A 16856-nucleotide genomic window follows, 5' to 3' on the forward strand; every position below is an offset into this window, starting at 1 on the left:
GGGAGAATGGGCGCATGACCTCGGATCCCTGCGCTCGCCTGCTCGCTGCCCCGCCCTCGCTGCCGGTAGCAGCCCACCTTGATGAGGTGCGCGCCGCGCTGCCGCTCGCGGTGGTGAACGCCCCGCCGGGAACCGGGAAAACCACGCTCATTCCGCCGCTGGTGGCCCGCGCGCTCGCGGAAGGCGTGCGTGGAGGAACCGATGCGGGCGGTAGTCGGCCCGGGCGGGTCCTTGTGATTCAGCCGCGCCGGGTGGCCGCTCGGGCAGCGGCTCGGCGCCTGGCCGAACTCTTCGGGGAACCGGTAGGCGCCAGCGCCGGCTATAGCGTGCGCGGGGATTCCCAGGTGAGCCGGGAAACCCGCATCGAAATGATCACTCCCGGTATCGCGGTGCGCCGCCTGCAAAGCGACCCGGAATTGCGCGGTATCGGCGCTCTTATTTTCGACGAAGTGCACGAACGTCACCTTGATGCCGATCTGGCCCTCGCCCTCGCCCTGGAAGCCCGCGCCGCTTTCCGCCCGGACCTTTTGCTGGTGGCCATGTCCGCCACCGTAGAATCCCAGCGCACCGCGGCGTTGCTGGAAGCGGGGGCCGCAGCGCCCGGGGAAACCCCGCGGATCGTGGATATTCCGGGTGTGCTTCATCCCCTCACCCTGCGCTACGCACCACCCGGGCGCGGGGAAGAACCCTTGGGCACAATTTCGCGGGACGGCGCGCTCGGGGTGCGCCGGGAATTCCTGGCGCACGTGGCCCGGGTGGTGGAACGTGCTTTTAGGGAGGTGGAGTTCGGCGATATTTTGGTCTTCCTGCCCGGGGTGCGGGAAGTGGAGCACGTGGTTGGCCTGCTCAGCCACTTACCTGCCCGGGTGGCGCCCCTGCACGGCTCCCTCACAGGCGCCCAGCAGGATGCCGCACTCCGGGAAGTTACCGGAACCCGCAGCATTATTGTGACCACCGCTATCGCGGAATCCTCCCTCACCGTGCCCGGGGTGCGGATTGTGGTGGATAGTGGGCTCTCCCGGGAACCCCGCACCGATTACGCCAGTGGCATCAGCGGGCTCGTCACGGTGCTGGAATCCCAAGCCGCCGGTATCCAACGCGGCGGGCGCGCCGGGCGTTTAGGCCCCGGAACCGTGTATCGGGTCATGAGCGAAGCCACCTGGGCCCGCCTCGCCGAACGTTCCACCCCGGAAATTTACACCGCGGATCTCACTGATTTTCTGCTGCAAGCAGCGGTATGGGGTGCCCCGGAAGGTCGCGGGCTCGCCCTCCTGGACCCGCCCCCGCAGCCGGCCGTGGCGGCTGGCATGCGCACCCTCACCGCCCTCGGCTGCGTGGTGGCAGAACAGAGCGCCGGGGTCGATGCGGCCAATGGTGGGACGCTCGGAACTGAGACGCACGGGAGCGCCGTCACCGGTGAGAGTACCGGCGTTGAGCGCGCCTGGCAGGTCACAGACCTGGCCCGCACCCTCGCCCCGCTTCCAGTCAGCACCCGGCTGGGGCGTAGCCTGCTGGAAACCACCCCGCGGTTAGGGGCAGGTACAGCCGCCCAGATCGTTGCCGCGCTCGCGGAATCACCCCGGCTGCCCGGGGCGGATCTGGCCCGGTGGCCCATCGCCGTCTCATCGGCCTGGGCCCGGCAAGCCCAACGCCTCGAAAAACTAGCCCGCCGCGCCCTGGGTGATGCGGTGGCAGCCGGCAGCGGGCAGCATGAGAGCGGGCAGAGTGGCAGTGGGAAATCTGGCAGCGGCGCAGCCATCCGCGGGAAAACCGATACCGCAGGTTCCGGTACAACCGGCCCAGCTGGCTCCGGGAAACCCAGCCGGGCGGCTCGCAGTGACGACGCCCTCGCCCTCGTAACCGCCTGGGCATATCCGGATCTGCTGGCCCGCGCGGTGGATAGCACCTCGGGGCGCTACCTCCTGGCCAACGGTAGCGGGGCAGTACTCCCGCAAGGCTCCCCGCTCCTTGGAACGCCCTGGCTCGCGGTCGCAGAAGTGAGCGCCAGCCAAGGCAGAGCGGATGCACTCATCCGCGCCGCCGTACCCGCCGACGAAGAACTCGCCCGCCAAGCCGGCCGCGGCCTCATCACCACCGGCACCGCAATCACCTATCGGAAAGGCCGCCTGCGGGCCCGGGAAACCACCCGGCTAGGAGCCATAGAACTTAGCGGCCGGGAACTCGAACGCCTCCCGCGCGGCGCCGCCACCGCGTGGGTGAGCGCCGCGGCCAGCTCCGGAACCCTCCCGCTGGAATTCACCGCCGGAGCCCAAGCCCTGCGCGAACGCCTCGCCTTCCTCCACACCGTCCTAGGTGAACCCTGGCCCGATATGAGCGAAACCGCACTACGCCAGCGCATTGACGAACTGGCCGGCCCCGAACTCGCCGCCCTCGCCCGGGGCGGCACCTGGGGAAACCTCGGGGCGGGAAATATTGAACGCCTCCTGCCCTGGCCGGAAGCTACCCACCTGGACGAACTCGCTCCCGCCAGCCTCACCATCCCCACCGGAGAACAACGCACCATCCACTATGAGGGCGGCCGGCCCACCGTTCGCCTGCGCGTCCAAGAAGCCTTCGGCTGGACCAAAACGCCGCGCCTGGCCGGCGGGCGCATCCCCGTCACCCTTGAACTACTCTCCCCGGCCGCTCGGCCCGTTGCCATCACCGACGACCTCGAAAGCTTCTGGGCCGGCCCCTACGCCCAAGTCAGGGCAGAAATGCGCGGGCGCTACCCGCGCCACCCCTGGCCGGAAAACGGCGCCACCGCCAGCCCAACCAAACGAGCCCGCCCGCGCCGCCCGGGTCAGAGCCGCTAAACCCGCACCGCTACAATGCGCCCATACTGCTCACGCCCGCGCGGGCGGGTAGGTGAAGGCCTACGGCTAAAGTACGCCCAGGTCGCCCCGGGATATGCCTCAGTAGCCGAAGGTCAAGGTGCCAGTTTCGTCGTCGTCGGCAAAATCCCGGCGAATAGAAGTCGCAGCGCCGGCAAGATTACGCAAGCGCGCCCGCAACATCTCAATCGTGAGCCCGGCCATCGGCAAACAAATCCGCAACTGGAGGTGACCACCCGACATCACCGCATCACCATCCAAAAACTCGCCGATCCGCTCCAAAATATCGCGAGTACGTGCCTCCGTTGGCGACTCCACCAGCGATGCCGCCACATACAGTACATCCCCCAAGCCGGGAACATTCGCGTAACTCGCGATCATCTCCTGTTTATCCGACTCCGAACGCCACACCACCTCAAAACGGTAATGCACCCCATCCGGCAGCGCCTGGGCATGGTAATCAGCCACCAGCACCTCATACAGGCCCGCCGCCGTTGTCACATCACGAGAATCGGACGCTCCGCGCCCCGACTTCTTAGACATCAGCTTCCCCCTCCCGGGTAGCATCCGAAAGCGCATCCGCGCCGGCCGGAGATGCCGCATCAGCGCCGCCCGCATGAGAGGCATCCGCGCCGCTCATCGCCCGGGCCTGCGCCGCCACCAAAGCCGCGCAAGCGGCCAACTGCTCAGCCGGAACCGGCAGCGCCACCGCGTAATGAATATGCGCCCGCCCGCCCAGCAGGCGAATCCCACCAATCGGCAGCGCATCCGCGGCGCGCAGAACCGCGATCAGATCCGGGCCGGTCGGGTCAATACCGAAATGCTCCAGCACCGCCGCCGCATTGCGGGAAAGCACCGAGTCAGATTGCGCATCAGATTGTGCATCGGATTGCGTAGTGGGTTGCGCGCCGGTTTTGGCGGCGGGCTGCGTGCCTGCTTGCGTGCCTGGCTCAGATGCTGCGTGCGTGCTGGACGCCGCGGATGCGGCGGCGCCGTCGTACTTACGCAGCTCCGCGCCGGTGAGCACCGGTGCCGCAAGATGAACGACGGCGCGGCTATCGCGCCGGGTGGACTGCCCGGGCCAGGCGGTAACCGGCACCCCGTGAGTGACAAATCGTAAAGCCGGAGTCTCATCCGCCCGCGCGCCCGCATAAGTATCGCGCAGGGCCGCGGCGGCATCCTCCCATGTTGTGAACTGTGATACCACCTCACCAGTATTCCACGTTGGCGGCAGAATGCGGCACAGGCCGGGCGCGCCGCGTACAATAGAGATCATCCCGTCCACGCTTGTCCGCGGACGGCCCCCTGAGCATCCTCGTGATTTTTCCGCGGCCCTCGAGTAGCAAAGGACGGTACCAGCAGCCATGGCGCATGGAGCACATCTGGCCCCCGAGAGTGACAACCAGGCGGACGCTGCTGCCCTGGATCGGGCCCTGCTTGCTATGGTCGCCGAAGCTGCGCGCCTGACTGCCCCGCGCATGTGGATCAATCGCCTCCGTTTTTCTTCGCGCCGGGCCGCGGTGGCCGCCCGCACCCGCCTGCAACGCAACGGCTGGGTTCAGCAATCGCAACTTTCCCAATTCGGGCGGTCCAAAGATTCCTGGATGCTCACCCTGTGGTCCGCTACCTCCGTGGATAACGGGGTCATCGCCGATTCGCGTTCCTACCTGGAGCTTATTGCCGCCGCCACCAACGGGCGTTACCTGGGTTGGGAAGCTTCGCTGCTGCCGGCTCTGCGCGAATGCGATAATCCCGATTATTACCCGGAAGGGAGCATCGGCTGGCTCGCCCCCGGGGATGAGAATTATTTACACGAAGCGCGCGAAGAAGCGAAGAAATTGGTGCCGCGCGGGCGGGAACTGCCCCAGAACCTGCACGATATTTGTGCTTTGCTGCCCGAATTGCGCGGCCAGCGCTCCCGGCAGGCCCTCGCCTCCGGGCTCGGGGTGCTCATCGGGGACCGGCTGGTAGCCCACGCGCCCCTCGCCTGGGTGGCCTACCGCCAGCGCGGCGGTTTCTACCCTTGCCTGCTGGGCCTGGAACGCGATACCGCCTACTTCCCCGAATCCATCGTTGCCGAAGCTTATGACGCCGAAGCGGATCTGTGGGAGCGGCTCCAAGAAGCCGTGCTAGAACTGCCCGCGGCCGAGCAGTAGTGAACACCGCGCCGCGCCCTCGATTTGGCTGGCGATCCACCCGGGCCGCTGCCCGCTAATTTCAAAAGCGTGGCTGAAATAAAGATCCGTGCCGTGCACCACCACTCCGCCGAGGGGTAGAGCCGCGGCCTGGCGGGCTGCCTCCCGCACCGCATCCGCGTTAGCATCACCCAGGCGCAAGGTCACGGCCGCGCTATCCGCCCCGCTCACCAGGGTATTGCGCAGCATCACCACCGGAACTTCAGAGCCATCCACCCGGAGGGTAGCCCCGAAACCGTATTCGGCCTGAGCCGCATCGCGCTGCCCGAGCAGCGGAGCGAGCGCGGAAACCAAACCGTTCCAGCGATACACCCCGGCCGTGCCCAGCAGCTCATCAAAACGGGCATCCACCCCGGTCGGATCCGTGAACTGATCGGCATCCCCGGGCGCATTGCCCACAAAAGGATTCATTTCTGGGCGAGCGGAAAACGTATCCTCCAGAATATCGCCGGCGCCGGCCACCGCCTCCGGCCCGAAAAGATCATCTTTCGTGGGGGGAACGTTATCGAGACCGCGCACGAATACCGCGGTGGCGTCAATAGCGGCGACGACGAGGAACTTCACCATGCTGGTGAGCCGCGAGAAAGGTAATCCGGCCATGCGCAGCGCCAGGTGCAGGACCACATCCTCTCCGACAATACGCACATCGCCCAGAGAAAAAGTCTCAAAAACCCAGCCGGCCAGGCCGGTTACATCGATGAGATCCGCCCGCCCCACCGAGCAGCGCAGATTGAGATAGGAACGCCCCTCCCCATCGCGCGCCGGGGAAAGTTCCACAGTTTTCAGGTTGTGCCCGATAGCCACGGCCAGGCGCAGCCCCTCCGTGGATGCCACCGGGCGCATTCCCGCCCGGCACGCGGTCACCACGCGTTCCCAGGTATTAATGATGTAGCCCGGTTCGCCGGGTTCGGCTTCCGGAATATCGCCGAGGGAAGCGGCGATGGTGTCAATTTCCCGACCGATAGCGTCCATCTCATCCATGGGGGAAGTCTACCCGGGGCCTCCGACAGCAAAATGCGGTGTTCACGCTCGGCTCTGTAATGTTCACGCAGGGCTCTGTAATGTTCGCGTACGGCTCTGCGGTGTTCACGCAGGGCGGCGCGGTGGGCGATGTCATATTAAGTAAAAAATGTGGCGAATACTCGGGGAGAAAGTCCCAGTTGCGGGATAAAACCCTCGCGCGCGGTGGTGATATCGCGTAGGATTAGGCTCCGTCACCAAAAAGTAAGGGTACCCTTACTTACGAGCGTTGGGCTTCCTCACAGGGTGCATCCGATCAGGGCACCAACGCCCAGTATAGCCAGAAAGGGGATGGTGATGGGAATCGGATATCAACGAGGTGCGGTCCGGGCCGGCCTGGCCGCGCTGCTGGCGAGCATGCTTGCCCTGCTGGGGGCCTGCGGAGCTGCGTCGTCGCCGGAAAAAAGCGCGGGAAGCGAGAAACCGCAAGTGCTCACCACCTTCACGGTGCTGGCCGATATGGCGAGCAATATTGCCGGCGAGCATATGGAGGTCGCCTCGATCACCAACCCGGGCGAAGAAATTCACGATTATCAGCCCTCGCCCGGCGATATTAAACGCGCGGAAGGCGCGGATATTATTCTGTACAACGGCCTGGGCCTGGAGCGTTGGTTCGAAAAATTCGTGGAGAATTCCACCGCGGAACGCATTAACCTTTCCGACGGAATCGAACCTGTGGCCATCGCGGAAGGCGATTACCAGGGCAAACCGAATCCGCACGCGTGGATGAGCCCGAAGAACGGCAAATTGTACGTGGATAATATGGTCGCCGCTTTCGCGAAAGTAGATCCCGCCCACGCTGAGGATTACCGCACCAACGGAGAAAACTACAAGAAACAACTGGATGCCATCGCCAGCGATATGGACGCGGCCCTGGCCACCATCCCCGAATCCCAGCGCGCGCTGGTGAGCTGCGAAGGCGCATTCTCCTACCTCACGCGCGATCACGGCCTGCAAGAAAAGTACCTGTGGGCGGTCAATGCCGAAGGCGCGCAAACCCCCAAGGCGAAGGCCGACCTCGAGAATTTCGTGCGCACCTCCGGGGTGCGGGCGCTGTTCTGCGAATCCACCGTGGACGACAAAATGGCGTCCGTTGCCGAAGACACCGGTGTTCCGGTGGCCGGCTTACTGTACGTCGACTCGCTTTCCGAGGCGGACGGCCCCGTGCCCACCTACCTCGATTTGCTTCGGTACGACGCCGATCTCATTACCCGCGGGCTGACCGGCAAGGCCAGCGAATCCGCGAGCGAAGCCACGAAACCCGCCGGCAAGTAAACGCCGCTCGCACGTACGCACAATCGCAGAAAGGCGGAGAAACGGTGGCAACACCAGCAGAAACTCCGAAATACGCTCTTGAGGTGAACGGTGTTCACGCGCGCTACGGCTCGGTGCAGGCCCTCACCTCGGTGAGCTTCGGGCTGACCCCGGGGGTTATTTGCGCCCTCGTGGGGCAAAACGGCTCGGGTAAATCAACGCTCATGAAATCAATTATGGGATCGGTGCGCCACGGCGGGGATATTACGATCCTCGGCCAGAGCGGCGCGCGAGCCCGCAAAGCCGGTCTGGTCGGCTACGTCCCCCAAAACGAAGGCGTGGACTGGGCTTTTCCGGTTAGCGTGCAGGAAGTGGTGACCATGGGCCGCTACGGCTTCATGGGTCCCACCCGCCGCGCTCGCGCCGAGGACCGCGAGGCGGTGCGCCACGCCCTCGATATGGTGGAAATGACTCCCTACGCGGAGCGCCAGATCGGCTCGCTCTCCGGCGGGCAGCGCAAACGCGTGTTTATTGCACGCGCCATCGCGCAGGGCGCCCAGCTCATGCTCCTGGACGAACCCTTCGCCGGGGTGGATAAACCCTCGGAAACCATGATTATTGCGCTGCTCCAGAAACTGGCGGCCTCCGGGGTAACCATCCTGGTCGCCACCCACGATCTGGCCGGCCTGCCCCAGCTGTGCTCCGAAGTGCTCCTCCTCAACCGCCGCGTCATTTTCCACGGCCCGGTGGCCGAGGCCATGAAGCCCGAGCACCTCATGCAGGCCTTCGGCGTCGTCCCCGATCACGGCGAACCGGATCCGGCCGCGGATCCGGCAACCGCTTCGGGCGCAGACCCGGCCACGGATCCGGCCACAGACCCGACCACGCAGCTGCGCAAGGCAAAGGAGAATCGCTAGTGTGGTACGAACTTTTCGTTGAAATGTGGACGCACCCCTTTATGGTGCGCGGGGCCACGGTCACCCTCACCGCGGCAATTGTATGCGCGGTCATTAGCTGCTGGCTGGTGCTCATCGGGTGGTCGCTTATGGGCGACGCCCTCTCGCACGCGATTCTGCCCGGCGTGGTCATCGCTTATGTACTGGGAATGCCCTTCTCCCTGGGCGCGGTCATCGCCGCCCTCATCGCAGTGGCACTGATTTTCCTACTGCGCTCCACCTCGCGAGTCAAAGAAGACGCCTCCATGGGAGCAGTGTTTACTTTATTCTTCGCGATCGGTTTGATCCTCATCAAACTCAATCCCTCCAATGTAGACCTCAACCACGTGATCTTCGGCGACCTGCTGGGCGTCACGCGCGCGGACATGATCCAGGTGGTGATTCTGGCCCCGCTCGCGCTCGCGATTTTGCTCTTCAAGCGCCGCGACCTGACCGCCTACGCTTTCGACCCCACCCACCTGCAAGCCATCGGCATCCGCGCCCGCAGCCTCGGCGCGATTTTGCTGTTCTGCCTGGCGCTCACGGTGGTCACGGCCATGCAGGCGGTGGGCGCGATCCTCATTATCGCGTTGGTGATCGTGCCGGGCGCCACGGCGTACCTGGTCACCAACCGCTTCCGCGTCATGCTGATTTTCGCGCCGGTTTTCGCTGCCGTGTGCGCGCTGGTGGGCCTGTACGTGTCCTACTGGCTCGACCTGCCCTCCGGCGCCGCGGTGGTCACGGCCCAGGGCATTATGTTCCTGGTGGTCTGGTTGATTTCCCCGCACGGATTGCGCGGCAAACTCGAGGGCGCGCGCACCCGCGCCGCGGTTTCTGCATAGCACGACGGCGCAGCTAGCTGGCAGCGGGCTTGCCTGCCAAGGGATGTTGCCTGGTCAAAAGTGTTGCTCAACAGGTGTGGCCCGGAACCTTCGCGGTTCCGGGCCACACCTGTTTGTAGCTGGCTATGCGCTGCTTAGCTGGGCGCTGTGCCGCGCCTGGATGGGCGTTACTTAGCTATGCCGGCGCCGTACCAGCAGACCGGTTCCCGCCAGGGCGAGAGCGCCAGCCAGCAGCCAGACACTCTCCGCGCCGGTAGCGGGCAGCTTCTTCTTGACGACGCGGGCGGGCTTGCTCGGCGCCGTCGGTTCGGCCGGTGCGGTGCTCGGGGCCGCAGGTGCGGCTGTCGGCGCAACGGTCGGTTCGGTGGTCGGAGCAGCTGTGGGCGCGGTCGGTGTAACGCTCGGTTCCGTGGGCGCTACCGTTGGGGCAGCAGTCGGATCAACAGTCGGGNCGGGCAGCTTCTTCTTGACGACGCGGGCGGGCTTGCTCGGCGCCGTCGGTTCGGCCGGTGCGGTGCTCGGGGCCGCAGGTGCGGCTGTCGGCGCAACGGTCGGTTCGGTGGTCGGAGCAGCTGTGGGCGCGGTCGGTGTAACGCTCGGTTCCGTGGGCGCTACCGTTGGGGCAGCAGTCGGATCAACAGTCGGGTCTGCCGTCGGCTCGGTGGTCGGTTCCACCGTTGGATCAACAGTCGGTTCAACCGTGGGCTCCGGCGGGATCGGAGTTCCCGGGGTGAGCGTCGCAGCCTTCTGGGTGAAGCTCACCTGCGCGTTGAGAACAGTGCTGCTCCCATCGGCAAAAGTCACCTTGATCGGCAGCTCGTGAGTTCCGGTGGCAGCGTCCTTCCCCATCGTCACGGTGAGTGCGCCGTCGTTCGGATTAACCACAACATCCCAGCCCTTCGGCAGGGTCGCGCCGTCATTGAGCGCGTAAGCACCGTTCACGCTGAGCGCGGGCGTGACCGCAGCGCCGTTCGCATCCGTGAAACTCGGGGCGGGCACGTTCACGGTGACCGGATCCAGATTCTCGCGCGCGGCGGAGGCCGGCTGGTAAGCAGCGTTCACCGCGGTGACGGTGACCTGCGCCGTTGTGGACACAATATCTTCCACCCAGGTACCCGCGGCGTCCTGCGTTTTCACGGCGCGCTTGTAGGTGACCGGGTAAACGCCGGGCGTGGCGGTATCCACCTGGGACGCGTCGATAATCACGCGGGTGGGAATGCCGGTACCATCCGGGGCATCGTAATTCGCGGTGGAATAGGTGATGACCTGCTTCGCATCGGTGAGCGCCTGCGGATCGCGGTCGCTCGTGAGGGTGGCCAGGTCGAGGTTGCCCGCCTGCGCTGCCTGCTCCGCGAGGCCGCGGATCGTGCTCAGCTGAGCGCGGGAATTGTAAGCACTGTGTTGCGGAATCGTGATATCGCTGGCCTCAATAACCTTGACCAGGCGCACATGTGCGTTGGAGAGCTCCGCGGCGAGCGGGGCATAAGCGCCTTCGTTCATCGCGATGGGATTGCCCTGGGCATCCACGAAACTGGGCTGCTGGGCGGACATCCCGTAGGTGTAGACCGGCATGATCTGGTCAGCGGTTGCCCCAACCGAGTAACCCTTATCGCGGATCGCATCCCGAATCGGCATGAGGTCAATCTGGTAGGAATTCACCGTGGCCGTTGAAATCTTCGAGATCATGCTCTCGTAGCCCTCGCATTGCGAGCGTAGCCCATTGGCGTAGGTGGCCTGGTACTGCAGGTTGAAACCGTCAGCGAAGGGCACCTTCTTCTCGGCATTCACATCCCGGTGCTTCACCGCGGGCATGGCCTGCTGCACGGCGAGGGGAACCTGGGTGAAGGGGCCGGAGAGGTCGCTGTAATTAGCGGCATCGGATTTTTCTACCGCCACGAACTTACCGGTGGTGCCGTGCTGGCTGGCAGCAGCGCCGTTATCGGGCTGCGTGAGCGGAGTGAAACCGCGGAAGCGGATAATCCGCTTATACCCTTCGGCCTTCTTCGACATAGCTTCGCCATAGTCGGTTCCAGCCAGAACCAGCTTGTAGTTCTGCAGTGAAGCAACTGGTGTCAAGCCGGTAAACGTAGCCGGGTCTTGATTAAACTTGAGCGGAACGTCCACCGTGATCACATCATCCGGGCCGGTAGAAGCCGGGAGGATGCCACGGATCCACACCGTTGCCACGTTGCCCCAATCCGCATCGGTCATCATATCGAGGGTCTTTTGGGTGCCGTCCTTGAGGATGAGCCAGATGGTGACTTTGGAGGATACGCCGGAGGTGGTGATGAATTCTTTGAGCTTGGGGCCGTCGACGACGAAACCCGACGGTTCGGATTGACTGCCAGTGGTATCGTACTCGGCATCGCCATCGCGCAACCCGACCTGGTAGTTGAATCCGTAGAGGGGAGAAGCGGTATTGTTACGCACTTGGATTCGTGCGGTGAGCTGGGTTGTTTGCGTGAGGTCAATGAGATTGTTCCGCATGCACTTTAAACGCTTGAGCGGATCCACGCGAGGGTCAACAGGCATCGGGAAATTATTCGAAACCGAGCCGTCGGCGGCGCGCAGTTGCATGCCTACGCTGAATTTTGCGTCTTTACCGTTCTTATCTTGCGGGGTGATGAGGCTGCCATCACCGACTGCCAGGCCCGAAACGATGGCCGGGCTGGGGTTATCCGCTGTGGGAACGTCCGCCACGGCGAGTGGGGCTACGATTCCGCATCCCAGGACCGTGAGGGCGGATAGTGTTCCGACAGCGAGCTTGCGCATCTTTGCCATGATGTCCTATCCAGAGTTGTGGTTACTTATGCTTCTAACCCTAAATGAAATTTAGTGTTAGCTAAAGCGATCTTGATAGGACAATGTTCAAGTGGTGCGAGTTGGGTGGATGGTTGGCGCGGGGAGGGGCTGGGTAGGGCTGGGTGTGAATCGGCGGTGCTGTGCGAAAAGGAGGCGTGAGGCGGGTGTGCGTCGTCGTAAAAAGGTATAAACTCAAATTATTGAGGTGACAAACTTCGCGCAAGGGTGCGGGGAAAGGGGTCTCCTCGGGTATCGCGGTAGTCGCGAGAAGGGTGCACGGTCATGGGCGTTATTCGGGGCGTGACGGAAGAAGATATTCTCGCGTTTCTTCGCGAGCACGGCATTGAGGCGGGCGCGAACTACCTGGTGGTGCGCAAGTATAGAAGTTTCTTGGGCAGAATTGGCAAGCTCCTGGTGTCGAACCTGTGGAATGCAATCGACGCGGCGGTGATCCGGGTGCTGGTGGTGACCGATGCCGAGTTTATTGTGATCAATCCGGAGGGGAAGTCGGGGCTGTCGAATATTTCGCGGGCGGACGGCGAGCGTTTCCGGCGGTACCCGTGGGAGAGCGTGATCGATTTTCATGTGGAGCGCAAAGCCACTACCGCGCTTATTAGCTGGACCGCGGAGGGTAAGGCGCAGACCTGGGAAGCGGATATTAACCATCCGGGAGTTTTCAGTTTCAACCCGGTCAATTTGCCGGCGTTCCTGAAGCATTCACGTTAGGTTGGTTTTGCGGCCGGGCTTGGGGCTTCGGGCTTGAGCGCGGAAAAAGAAATTGCTCCCCACCGGGATTTGGGTCACCGAGGAGGAGCTTCGCGCGCTCGAAGGGATTCGAACCCCCGACCTTCTGATCCGTAGTCAGATGCTCTATCCACTGAGCTACGAGCGCACAGTCACGAGGTGGCTACCACAAGCTCCTCAATAAAAAATTGAGGAGGCGAGCGATTAACCCGCCTCGTTTTGCGACAGATAAGAGTTTACCGCGTTCCCCGGCGAGAGCAAAATCTACAGGCCAGGTGCGTTATGTTTCACATCTGGCCTGGCTGGGTTGCGGTCAGTGCTGGGTAGTGGCGGCGGGTACGCTGCCTGGCTGCGCAAGCGTATTCAACGAGACATGGCCGGAAAGCTCTCGCGATCTTGCGCGGTCAATGCTACTGTATGTACAGAGTAATGTTGATTGCGCGTAGTGGGGTGGTTGTGGTGGCAAATGTATCTTTCCGGACGGATGATGAAACGAAGGCTCAGGCTGCGGAGTTATTCCGTGATCTCGGGTTGGATATGAGTACTGCCATCAATATGTTTTTGCGGCAGTCGATTGCCAGCAACGGCATTCCGTTCACGCCGCATCGCGGGAACTCGGCCAGTGCCGTGGCGAGAGCTGAAGTTGAGTCCCGCACCGGCGCGTCGTTTAGTAGCGTCGCTGAGCTGATGGCGGATCTCAATGAGGCTGACTAGCGTCTTCCGTACGAATCAGTTCAAGCGCGATGCCAAGGCGCTGTTCAAGAAACATTACGACGCCGCAAAGCTGGCGAAGGCTATCGAAGCGTTGATGAGGCAAGATCGCGATGAGCTGCGCACGCGGTATCGTGACCATGCACTGCAGGGAGGTTGGAAAGGCTGAAGTGTGTGCATCTCCCATTGCTTTTCGGCAGCTGTCCAAGTAGATTGACTAGTGATAGACCCCCGGTCAGGCCTCTAGCTTTTAGCAATGCACAAATGACCGGGGCCTTTCTCTACAGGCAGGTTAAAGGCGCCTCGGAGAGTGGTGGAAACAAGACTTGGTGCGAATTGGATGTGTTCTCGCCGGAGAAGCCGGGGTTCGGCCCGCTAATTCACGTATTCCCCTCGAAATGAATCGCTGAAACCCTATCATTAGGCCGCAAAACGGCGTAGTGCTCCCTGGCGGGTCATGCCGAGCGTGTCACCAATGGCTTGCCAAGTGCGCCCATTTTTTCGGGCATGTGTGACTGCCTCATCAAGTGCGCGTTGTGCGATTTTGATCCGAATTTGTGCGGCAGCTATTTTTACTAGCTCTGGATCCGTGATAAGCCGTTCGGGATCAATGTCGGCGTCGCTTTCAATTTCGGCAAGTAGTTCGTCGTCCGTCCTCATTGTTATAAGCCTTTCCGATCAAGAAACTTTCTCCGAGCCTTCATCGCGTGAAAAATGTCCCCGTTGTCGTTTACTGCGACTTCAAGGAGTGTTCCGTCCCGACCGCCGCCGATGAATATGTCGTATCCATCACCTTCGTAAATGTACAGAGGGTTACGTATGGCATGTTCCATATCGTCGGGGGAAATGCCATGCCTGTAAGCGCTCTGCTTGATATGCACAGCTCAATTCTAAGAACTGATCAAAAAGCATGTCAACAATTCGTACCAAGGTGGCACTTGAAATATTTGCCTTACATTGGGTTCCAATTTAGTATCGGATTGGGGACATTCCGTCCGCGGAGAGTAAGGGATTCGAACCCTTGGTGCGGGGTCGCCGCACAACGGTTTTCAAGACCGTCTCATTCGGCCGCTCTGACAACTCTCCAAGCAGCGCCGCCCACGCAGGCTGCAAAAGGATAGTTTAGCGTAGTTTCGCGCGCTGCCACACCCGCCTGGAGTCTACATCGGAATGCGACAGCGCTGCGGTGCTATCTATAGCGCCGCCACCTACACCGCCGGTGCCGCCACCTTGAGCTCCGGCCCGAACGTGCCCGCGGTCCCAAAGTGCCCGACTAGTCCAAACTCACCCACCGGCGTGAACTCCGGCAGCAGGATGCGCTCCATGAGGTGCGCATCCATATCCGCCGAGTGGTTACCGGAATGGGTCATGCCGGTGTCCTCGAATCCTTGGCGAGCGTAGAAGCCTCGCAGCGGGCCCACGCAGTCCAGGCGCACCCGGTCGTAGTCGTAGGTGACGGCCAGCTGGGCCATTGCGGCCAGGATGGCCCTCCCGGCGCCCTTCGCCGCAGCGGCCGGATTGGCCATGAGGGTGTGCAGGTAGAGGGCGGGCATATCGTCGAACCAGATGAGCGGGTCGGAATGCAGGGCCCGCACGGCGGCGGTGATGGTGCCATCGGCCGCGCGCAAAGCCCAGAATTCGCCGGCGTCTACCTGCTCGGCGATTTTCCACACCGGCAGCGAGCCGAGAGGCCATTGGCTGTTGCCGGCGGCAGCCATAGTTTCTTCAATGGTGCGGCGGATGGTGGCGAGGGTGGGGATGTCCTCACGCGTGCACCGGGTTAGGCGAGTCAGTTGAGTGGTCATGAGAGTCGTCGTCCTCCGCAACTCGGTCCCACAGGGGAAATTCGGTCAGGAATTAGCCAGCGCTTGGTATGTATCAGGCAAACATGCGCTGCTGTTAGGTTGGGTTGGGGGTGGCGTCGTCGTACTGGACGAAACACCGGGGGTGTCACGCGGTCATGGGCCGCTGAACCTCAGCGTAAAACAAGAAAAGTCTTCAGTGCAAGCTCTAGTAACGGTCAAGAATCTGTATCGTTGCTGTACGCGAACAGCTCGAAACGCGGGTGGTACCTCCCGGCCTCGCTTGCTGCACACAGGATTTTACACAGCGCGGCGGCCCTGTCAAAACGTGGTGTGCACCACCGGCACCTGCCTCCGTTTCAAGAAGGGCGACGACGCCGCGCCTCCCGCCCACCAGCCCCGTTATTCCGCGGAAAAGTCCGTGGCAGCAGCCCGGCGCCGGGCCCGCGGCATTAAGTCTGACAACCACATAGGATGGTGCCATGACTTCTCTACATAAGGACCCGCACAATGATCGTGCGCAGGCCACCGCGCCCAGCGCTGGCGCCGCGGCTGGCCGTTCGGCCCGCGCGCTCGTCACCCGTACCACCGACCGTGATTTCCGCATCCCGGCCGTGCTGCATCGGGATAACCAGCTGACCGTTTTCTTCGACGAACGCCCGCATCCGAGCGGGGATTTTGACTGGGAAAACCTGGGCGGGGCGATGGCCGCCGACCTGCCCAATCCCAACCGGATTTGCTATATCACCGCTGAGCTGCCCGCCGATGCGGGGGCGAATGCCGCGGACTCGGAAGCGCCTGCCGCGGGCACCCCGCTGCGCGCGCAAGACCTCGACTTTTCCGCGCCGCGCCCGGTTCCGGGAACGCCCGCGGTGTGCGGGGATCCCTGCGTGGCCGGTGCGCCGGTGCGCAGTGCTACGGGCGCGGATGCCGCAGCGCCAACCGCCGCCGGGAGCGATGCCGGGAACTCTGATGGGAACGACGCCGGCATTACCCTGGCCTATGCCGCCTCCGAGGAAATTGGCTACTTCGGCTCGCGCTTTGACGGGCCGCGCCTGGAAGCTTGGATTGCCTGGGGGACCAGCCTCGACTCCCTGACCCATACCCGGGTGGACGACGAGCTCTATAGCGAGCTGCGCTGCGATGGCCTCTTCGCCACCTCCGGCTCCACCCCGCTGCTGGGCGATACCGCGCTCCTGCCGTATGTCACGAACCGCGGCGGGGAAGCCGTGATCTACGTGGTGCACGTGCGCGCGGGCCGGATTGTGGCGATTTCCGAACCGATCCGCCCGGTCGGCACCCCCGGCCTGGACGAAACTACCCTCGAGGTGAGCGGCAGTGAGGTCATCGCGAATATCCGCCTCCAGGGCCGCGGTGGGCGCGTGGTGGCGCGCTCGAGCGACGGCCTGAGCTGGTCCGCGCCGCAGCCCCTCAGCCTCCCCGATCCGGGATGCAATGCCAAGCTCATCACCTGCGGAGATGGCACCGTCCTCATCCACCCGCATTCGGATACCGCCCGGGAGAACGGCGCTATTGTCGACGACGCCGGACGCCTGCTCCGCTCCCTGGGCCCGGGCGAATTCGGTTACTCCGACGCGGTGTGGCTATCGGATAGCCTCGCCGTCGTTTTTGAACGCGAGAACTCGCTCTATCTCGACCTTATCCCGGGCCGTGAACTGCGCTAACTAAGCCGGGAACGTACCCGCGCGGCACGCCA

General features: G+C 63.3%; 16 protein-coding genes and 2 tRNA genes. 9 read left to right on the forward strand and 9 right to left on the reverse strand.

Annotation, left to right across the window (positions count from 1 at the left end):
* The first annotated feature begins 14 nt into the window (after positions 1-14).
* Positions 15-2816, forward strand: a complete 2802-nt coding sequence (locus CZ322_RS03395; RefSeq protein ID WP_087070220.1) for an ATP-dependent RNA helicase — start codon at positions 15-17, stop codon at positions 2814-2816.
* 99 nt (positions 2817-2915) lie between these two features.
* On the opposite strand, the gene CZ322_RS03400 is transcribed toward CZ322_RS03395, so the two are convergent.
* A complete protein-coding gene (locus CZ322_RS03400) occupies positions 2916-3377 on the reverse strand; it encodes a hypothetical protein (protein ID WP_143231834.1) in 462 nt (153 codons plus the stop codon).
* Positions 3370-4110 (reverse strand): hypothetical protein, encoded by a 741-nt coding sequence (locus CZ322_RS03405; protein ID WP_101657654.1) that lies wholly within the window; start codon positions 4108-4110, stop codon positions 3370-3372. The genes CZ322_RS03400 and CZ322_RS03405 overlap by 8 nt, the downstream gene beginning before the upstream one ends.
* Before the next feature lie 88 nt (positions 4111-4198).
* On the opposite strand from CZ322_RS03405, the gene CZ322_RS03410 reads away from it, so the two are divergent.
* Positions 4199-4990: a ribonuclease E inhibitor RraB gene (locus CZ322_RS03410; RefSeq protein WP_087070223.1), complete on the forward strand. Its 792-nt coding sequence runs from the start codon at positions 4199-4201 to the stop codon at positions 4988-4990.
* Here CZ322_RS03410 and CZ322_RS03415 read toward each other — a convergent pair.
* Positions 4964-6010, reverse strand: a complete 1047-nt coding sequence (locus CZ322_RS03415) for a hypothetical protein (protein WP_087070224.1) — start codon at positions 6008-6010, stop codon at positions 4964-4966. The genes CZ322_RS03410 and CZ322_RS03415 overlap by 27 nt on opposite strands.
* Before the next feature lie 336 nt (positions 6011-6346).
* Here CZ322_RS03415 and CZ322_RS03425 point away from each other — a divergent pair, with 336 nt between their 5' ends.
* The 3 genes from CZ322_RS03425 to CZ322_RS03435 are packed head-to-tail and all read left to right on the forward strand — an operon-like array spanning position 6347 to position 9080.
* Entirely contained in the window at positions 6347-7324 is a 978-nt protein-coding gene (locus CZ322_RS03425; RefSeq protein ID WP_087071150.1) for a metal ABC transporter substrate-binding protein, read from the forward strand.
* A gap of 44 nt (positions 7325-7368) precedes the next feature.
* On the forward strand, positions 7369-8220 hold the full coding sequence (locus CZ322_RS03430; RefSeq protein ID WP_087070226.1) for a metal ABC transporter ATP-binding protein: 852 nt from the start codon (positions 7369-7371) through the stop codon (positions 8218-8220).
* Positions 8221-8243: 23 nt separating this feature from the next.
* A complete protein-coding gene (locus tag CZ322_RS03435; RefSeq protein ID WP_035277154.1) occupies positions 8244-9080 on the forward strand; it encodes a metal ABC transporter permease in 837 nt (278 codons plus the stop codon).
* A 171-nt stretch (positions 9081-9251) separates the two neighbouring features.
* Here the strand turns inward: CZ322_RS03435 and CZ322_RS03440 are convergent, their stop codons facing one another.
* Positions 9252-11861 (reverse strand): YPDG domain-containing protein, encoded by a 2610-nt coding sequence (locus CZ322_RS03440; RefSeq protein WP_087070227.1) that lies wholly within the window; start codon positions 11859-11861, stop codon positions 9252-9254.
* A 303-nt stretch (positions 11862-12164) separates the two neighbouring features.
* On the opposite strand from CZ322_RS03440, the gene CZ322_RS03445 reads away from it, so the two are divergent.
* Positions 12165-12608: a hypothetical protein gene (locus CZ322_RS03445; protein WP_087070228.1), complete on the forward strand. Its 444-nt coding sequence runs from the start codon at positions 12165-12167 to the stop codon at positions 12606-12608.
* 93 nt (positions 12609-12701) lie between these two features.
* On the opposite strand, the gene CZ322_RS03450 is transcribed toward CZ322_RS03445, so the two are convergent.
* Positions 12702-12774 (reverse strand) — tRNA-Arg (locus CZ322_RS03450).
* A gap of 281 nt (positions 12775-13055) precedes the next feature.
* Here CZ322_RS03450 and CZ322_RS03455 point away from each other — a divergent pair.
* Complete coding sequence (locus tag CZ322_RS03455; RefSeq protein ID WP_051278520.1) at positions 13056-13340, forward strand: type II toxin-antitoxin system RelB/DinJ family antitoxin; 285 nt, start codon at positions 13056-13058, stop codon at positions 13338-13340.
* Positions 13327-13506 carry a type II toxin-antitoxin system RelE/ParE family toxin gene (locus CZ322_RS03460; protein ID WP_087070229.1) on the forward strand — a complete coding sequence of 60 codons (180 nt, stop codon included), beginning with the start codon at positions 13327-13329 and terminating at the stop codon, positions 13504-13506. The genes CZ322_RS03455 and CZ322_RS03460 overlap by 14 nt, the downstream gene beginning before the upstream one ends.
* A 251-nt stretch (positions 13507-13757) precedes the next feature.
* Here CZ322_RS03460 and CZ322_RS03465 read toward each other — a convergent pair whose 3' ends face one another.
* From CZ322_RS03465 to CZ322_RS03480, 4 genes are all read right to left on the reverse strand, one after another.
* Positions 13758-13997 (reverse strand): hypothetical protein, encoded by a 240-nt coding sequence (locus CZ322_RS03465; protein WP_180948677.1) that lies wholly within the window; start codon positions 13995-13997, stop codon positions 13758-13760.
* A 2-nt stretch (positions 13998-13999) separates the two neighbouring features.
* Positions 14000-14218, reverse strand: a complete 219-nt coding sequence (locus tag CZ322_RS03470; RefSeq protein WP_087070231.1) for a hypothetical protein — start codon at positions 14216-14218, stop codon at positions 14000-14002.
* 117 nt (positions 14219-14335) lie between these two features.
* A tRNA-Ser gene (locus CZ322_RS03475) sits at positions 14336-14423 on the reverse strand.
* Positions 14424-14545: 122 nt separating this feature from the next.
* Positions 14546-15142: a GNAT family N-acetyltransferase gene (locus CZ322_RS03480; protein WP_087070232.1), complete on the reverse strand. Its 597-nt coding sequence runs from the start codon at positions 15140-15142 to the stop codon at positions 14546-14548.
* A 479-nt stretch (positions 15143-15621) separates the two neighbouring features.
* On the opposite strand from CZ322_RS03480, the gene CZ322_RS03485 reads away from it, so the two are divergent.
* On the forward strand, positions 15622-16824 hold the full coding sequence (locus CZ322_RS03485; protein ID WP_087070233.1) for a sialidase family protein: 1203 nt from the start codon (positions 15622-15624) through the stop codon (positions 16822-16824).
* Positions 16825-16856 lie beyond the last annotated feature (32 nt).

This window comes from Actinotignum timonense (genome assembly GCF_900155575.1).
GTDB classification, from domain to species: domain Bacteria; phylum Actinomycetota; class Actinomycetes; order Actinomycetales; family Actinomycetaceae; genus Actinotignum; species Actinotignum timonense.

Bases quoted from the DNA above. Each gene is read 5' to 3' on its own strand.
- CZ322_RS03395 (WP_087070220.1), top strand. From the start codon at position 15: ATGACCTCGGATCCCTGCGCTCGCCTGCTCGCTGCCCCGCCCTCGCTG.
- CZ322_RS03400 (WP_143231834.1), bottom strand. From the start codon at position 3,377: ATGTCTAAGAAGTCGGGGCGCGGAGCGTCCGATTCTCGTGATGTGACA.
- CZ322_RS03405 (WP_101657654.1), bottom strand. From the start codon at position 4,110: ATGATCTCTATTGTACGCGGCGCGCCCGGCCTGTGCCGCATTCTGCCG.
- CZ322_RS03410 (WP_087070223.1), top strand. From the start codon at position 4,199: ATGGCGCATGGAGCACATCTGGCCCCCGAGAGTGACAACCAGGCGGAC.
- CZ322_RS03415 (WP_087070224.1), bottom strand. From the start codon at position 6,010: ATGGATGAGATGGACGCTATCGGTCGGGAAATTGACACCATCGCCGCT.
- CZ322_RS03425 (WP_087071150.1), top strand. From the start codon at position 6,347: ATGGGAATCGGATATCAACGAGGTGCGGTCCGGGCCGGCCTGGCCGCG.
- CZ322_RS03435 (WP_035277154.1), top strand. From the start codon at position 8,244: ATGTGGACGCACCCCTTTATGGTGCGCGGGGCCACGGTCACCCTCACC.
- CZ322_RS03445 (WP_087070228.1), top strand. From the start codon at position 12,165: ATGGGCGTTATTCGGGGCGTGACGGAAGAAGATATTCTCGCGTTTCTT.
- CZ322_RS03455 (WP_051278520.1), top strand. From the start codon at position 13,056: ATGTTGATTGCGCGTAGTGGGGTGGTTGTGGTGGCAAATGTATCTTTC.
- CZ322_RS03460 (WP_087070229.1), top strand. From the start codon at position 13,327: ATGAGGCTGACTAGCGTCTTCCGTACGAATCAGTTCAAGCGCGATGCC.
- CZ322_RS03465 (WP_180948677.1), bottom strand. From the start codon at position 13,997: ATGAGGACGGACGACGAACTACTTGCCGAAATTGAAAGCGACGCCGAC.
- CZ322_RS03480 (WP_087070232.1), bottom strand. From the start codon at position 15,142: ATGACCACTCAACTGACTCGCCTAACCCGGTGCACGCGTGAGGACATC.
- CZ322_RS03485 (WP_087070233.1), top strand. From the start codon at position 15,622: ATGACTTCTCTACATAAGGACCCGCACAATGATCGTGCGCAGGCCACC.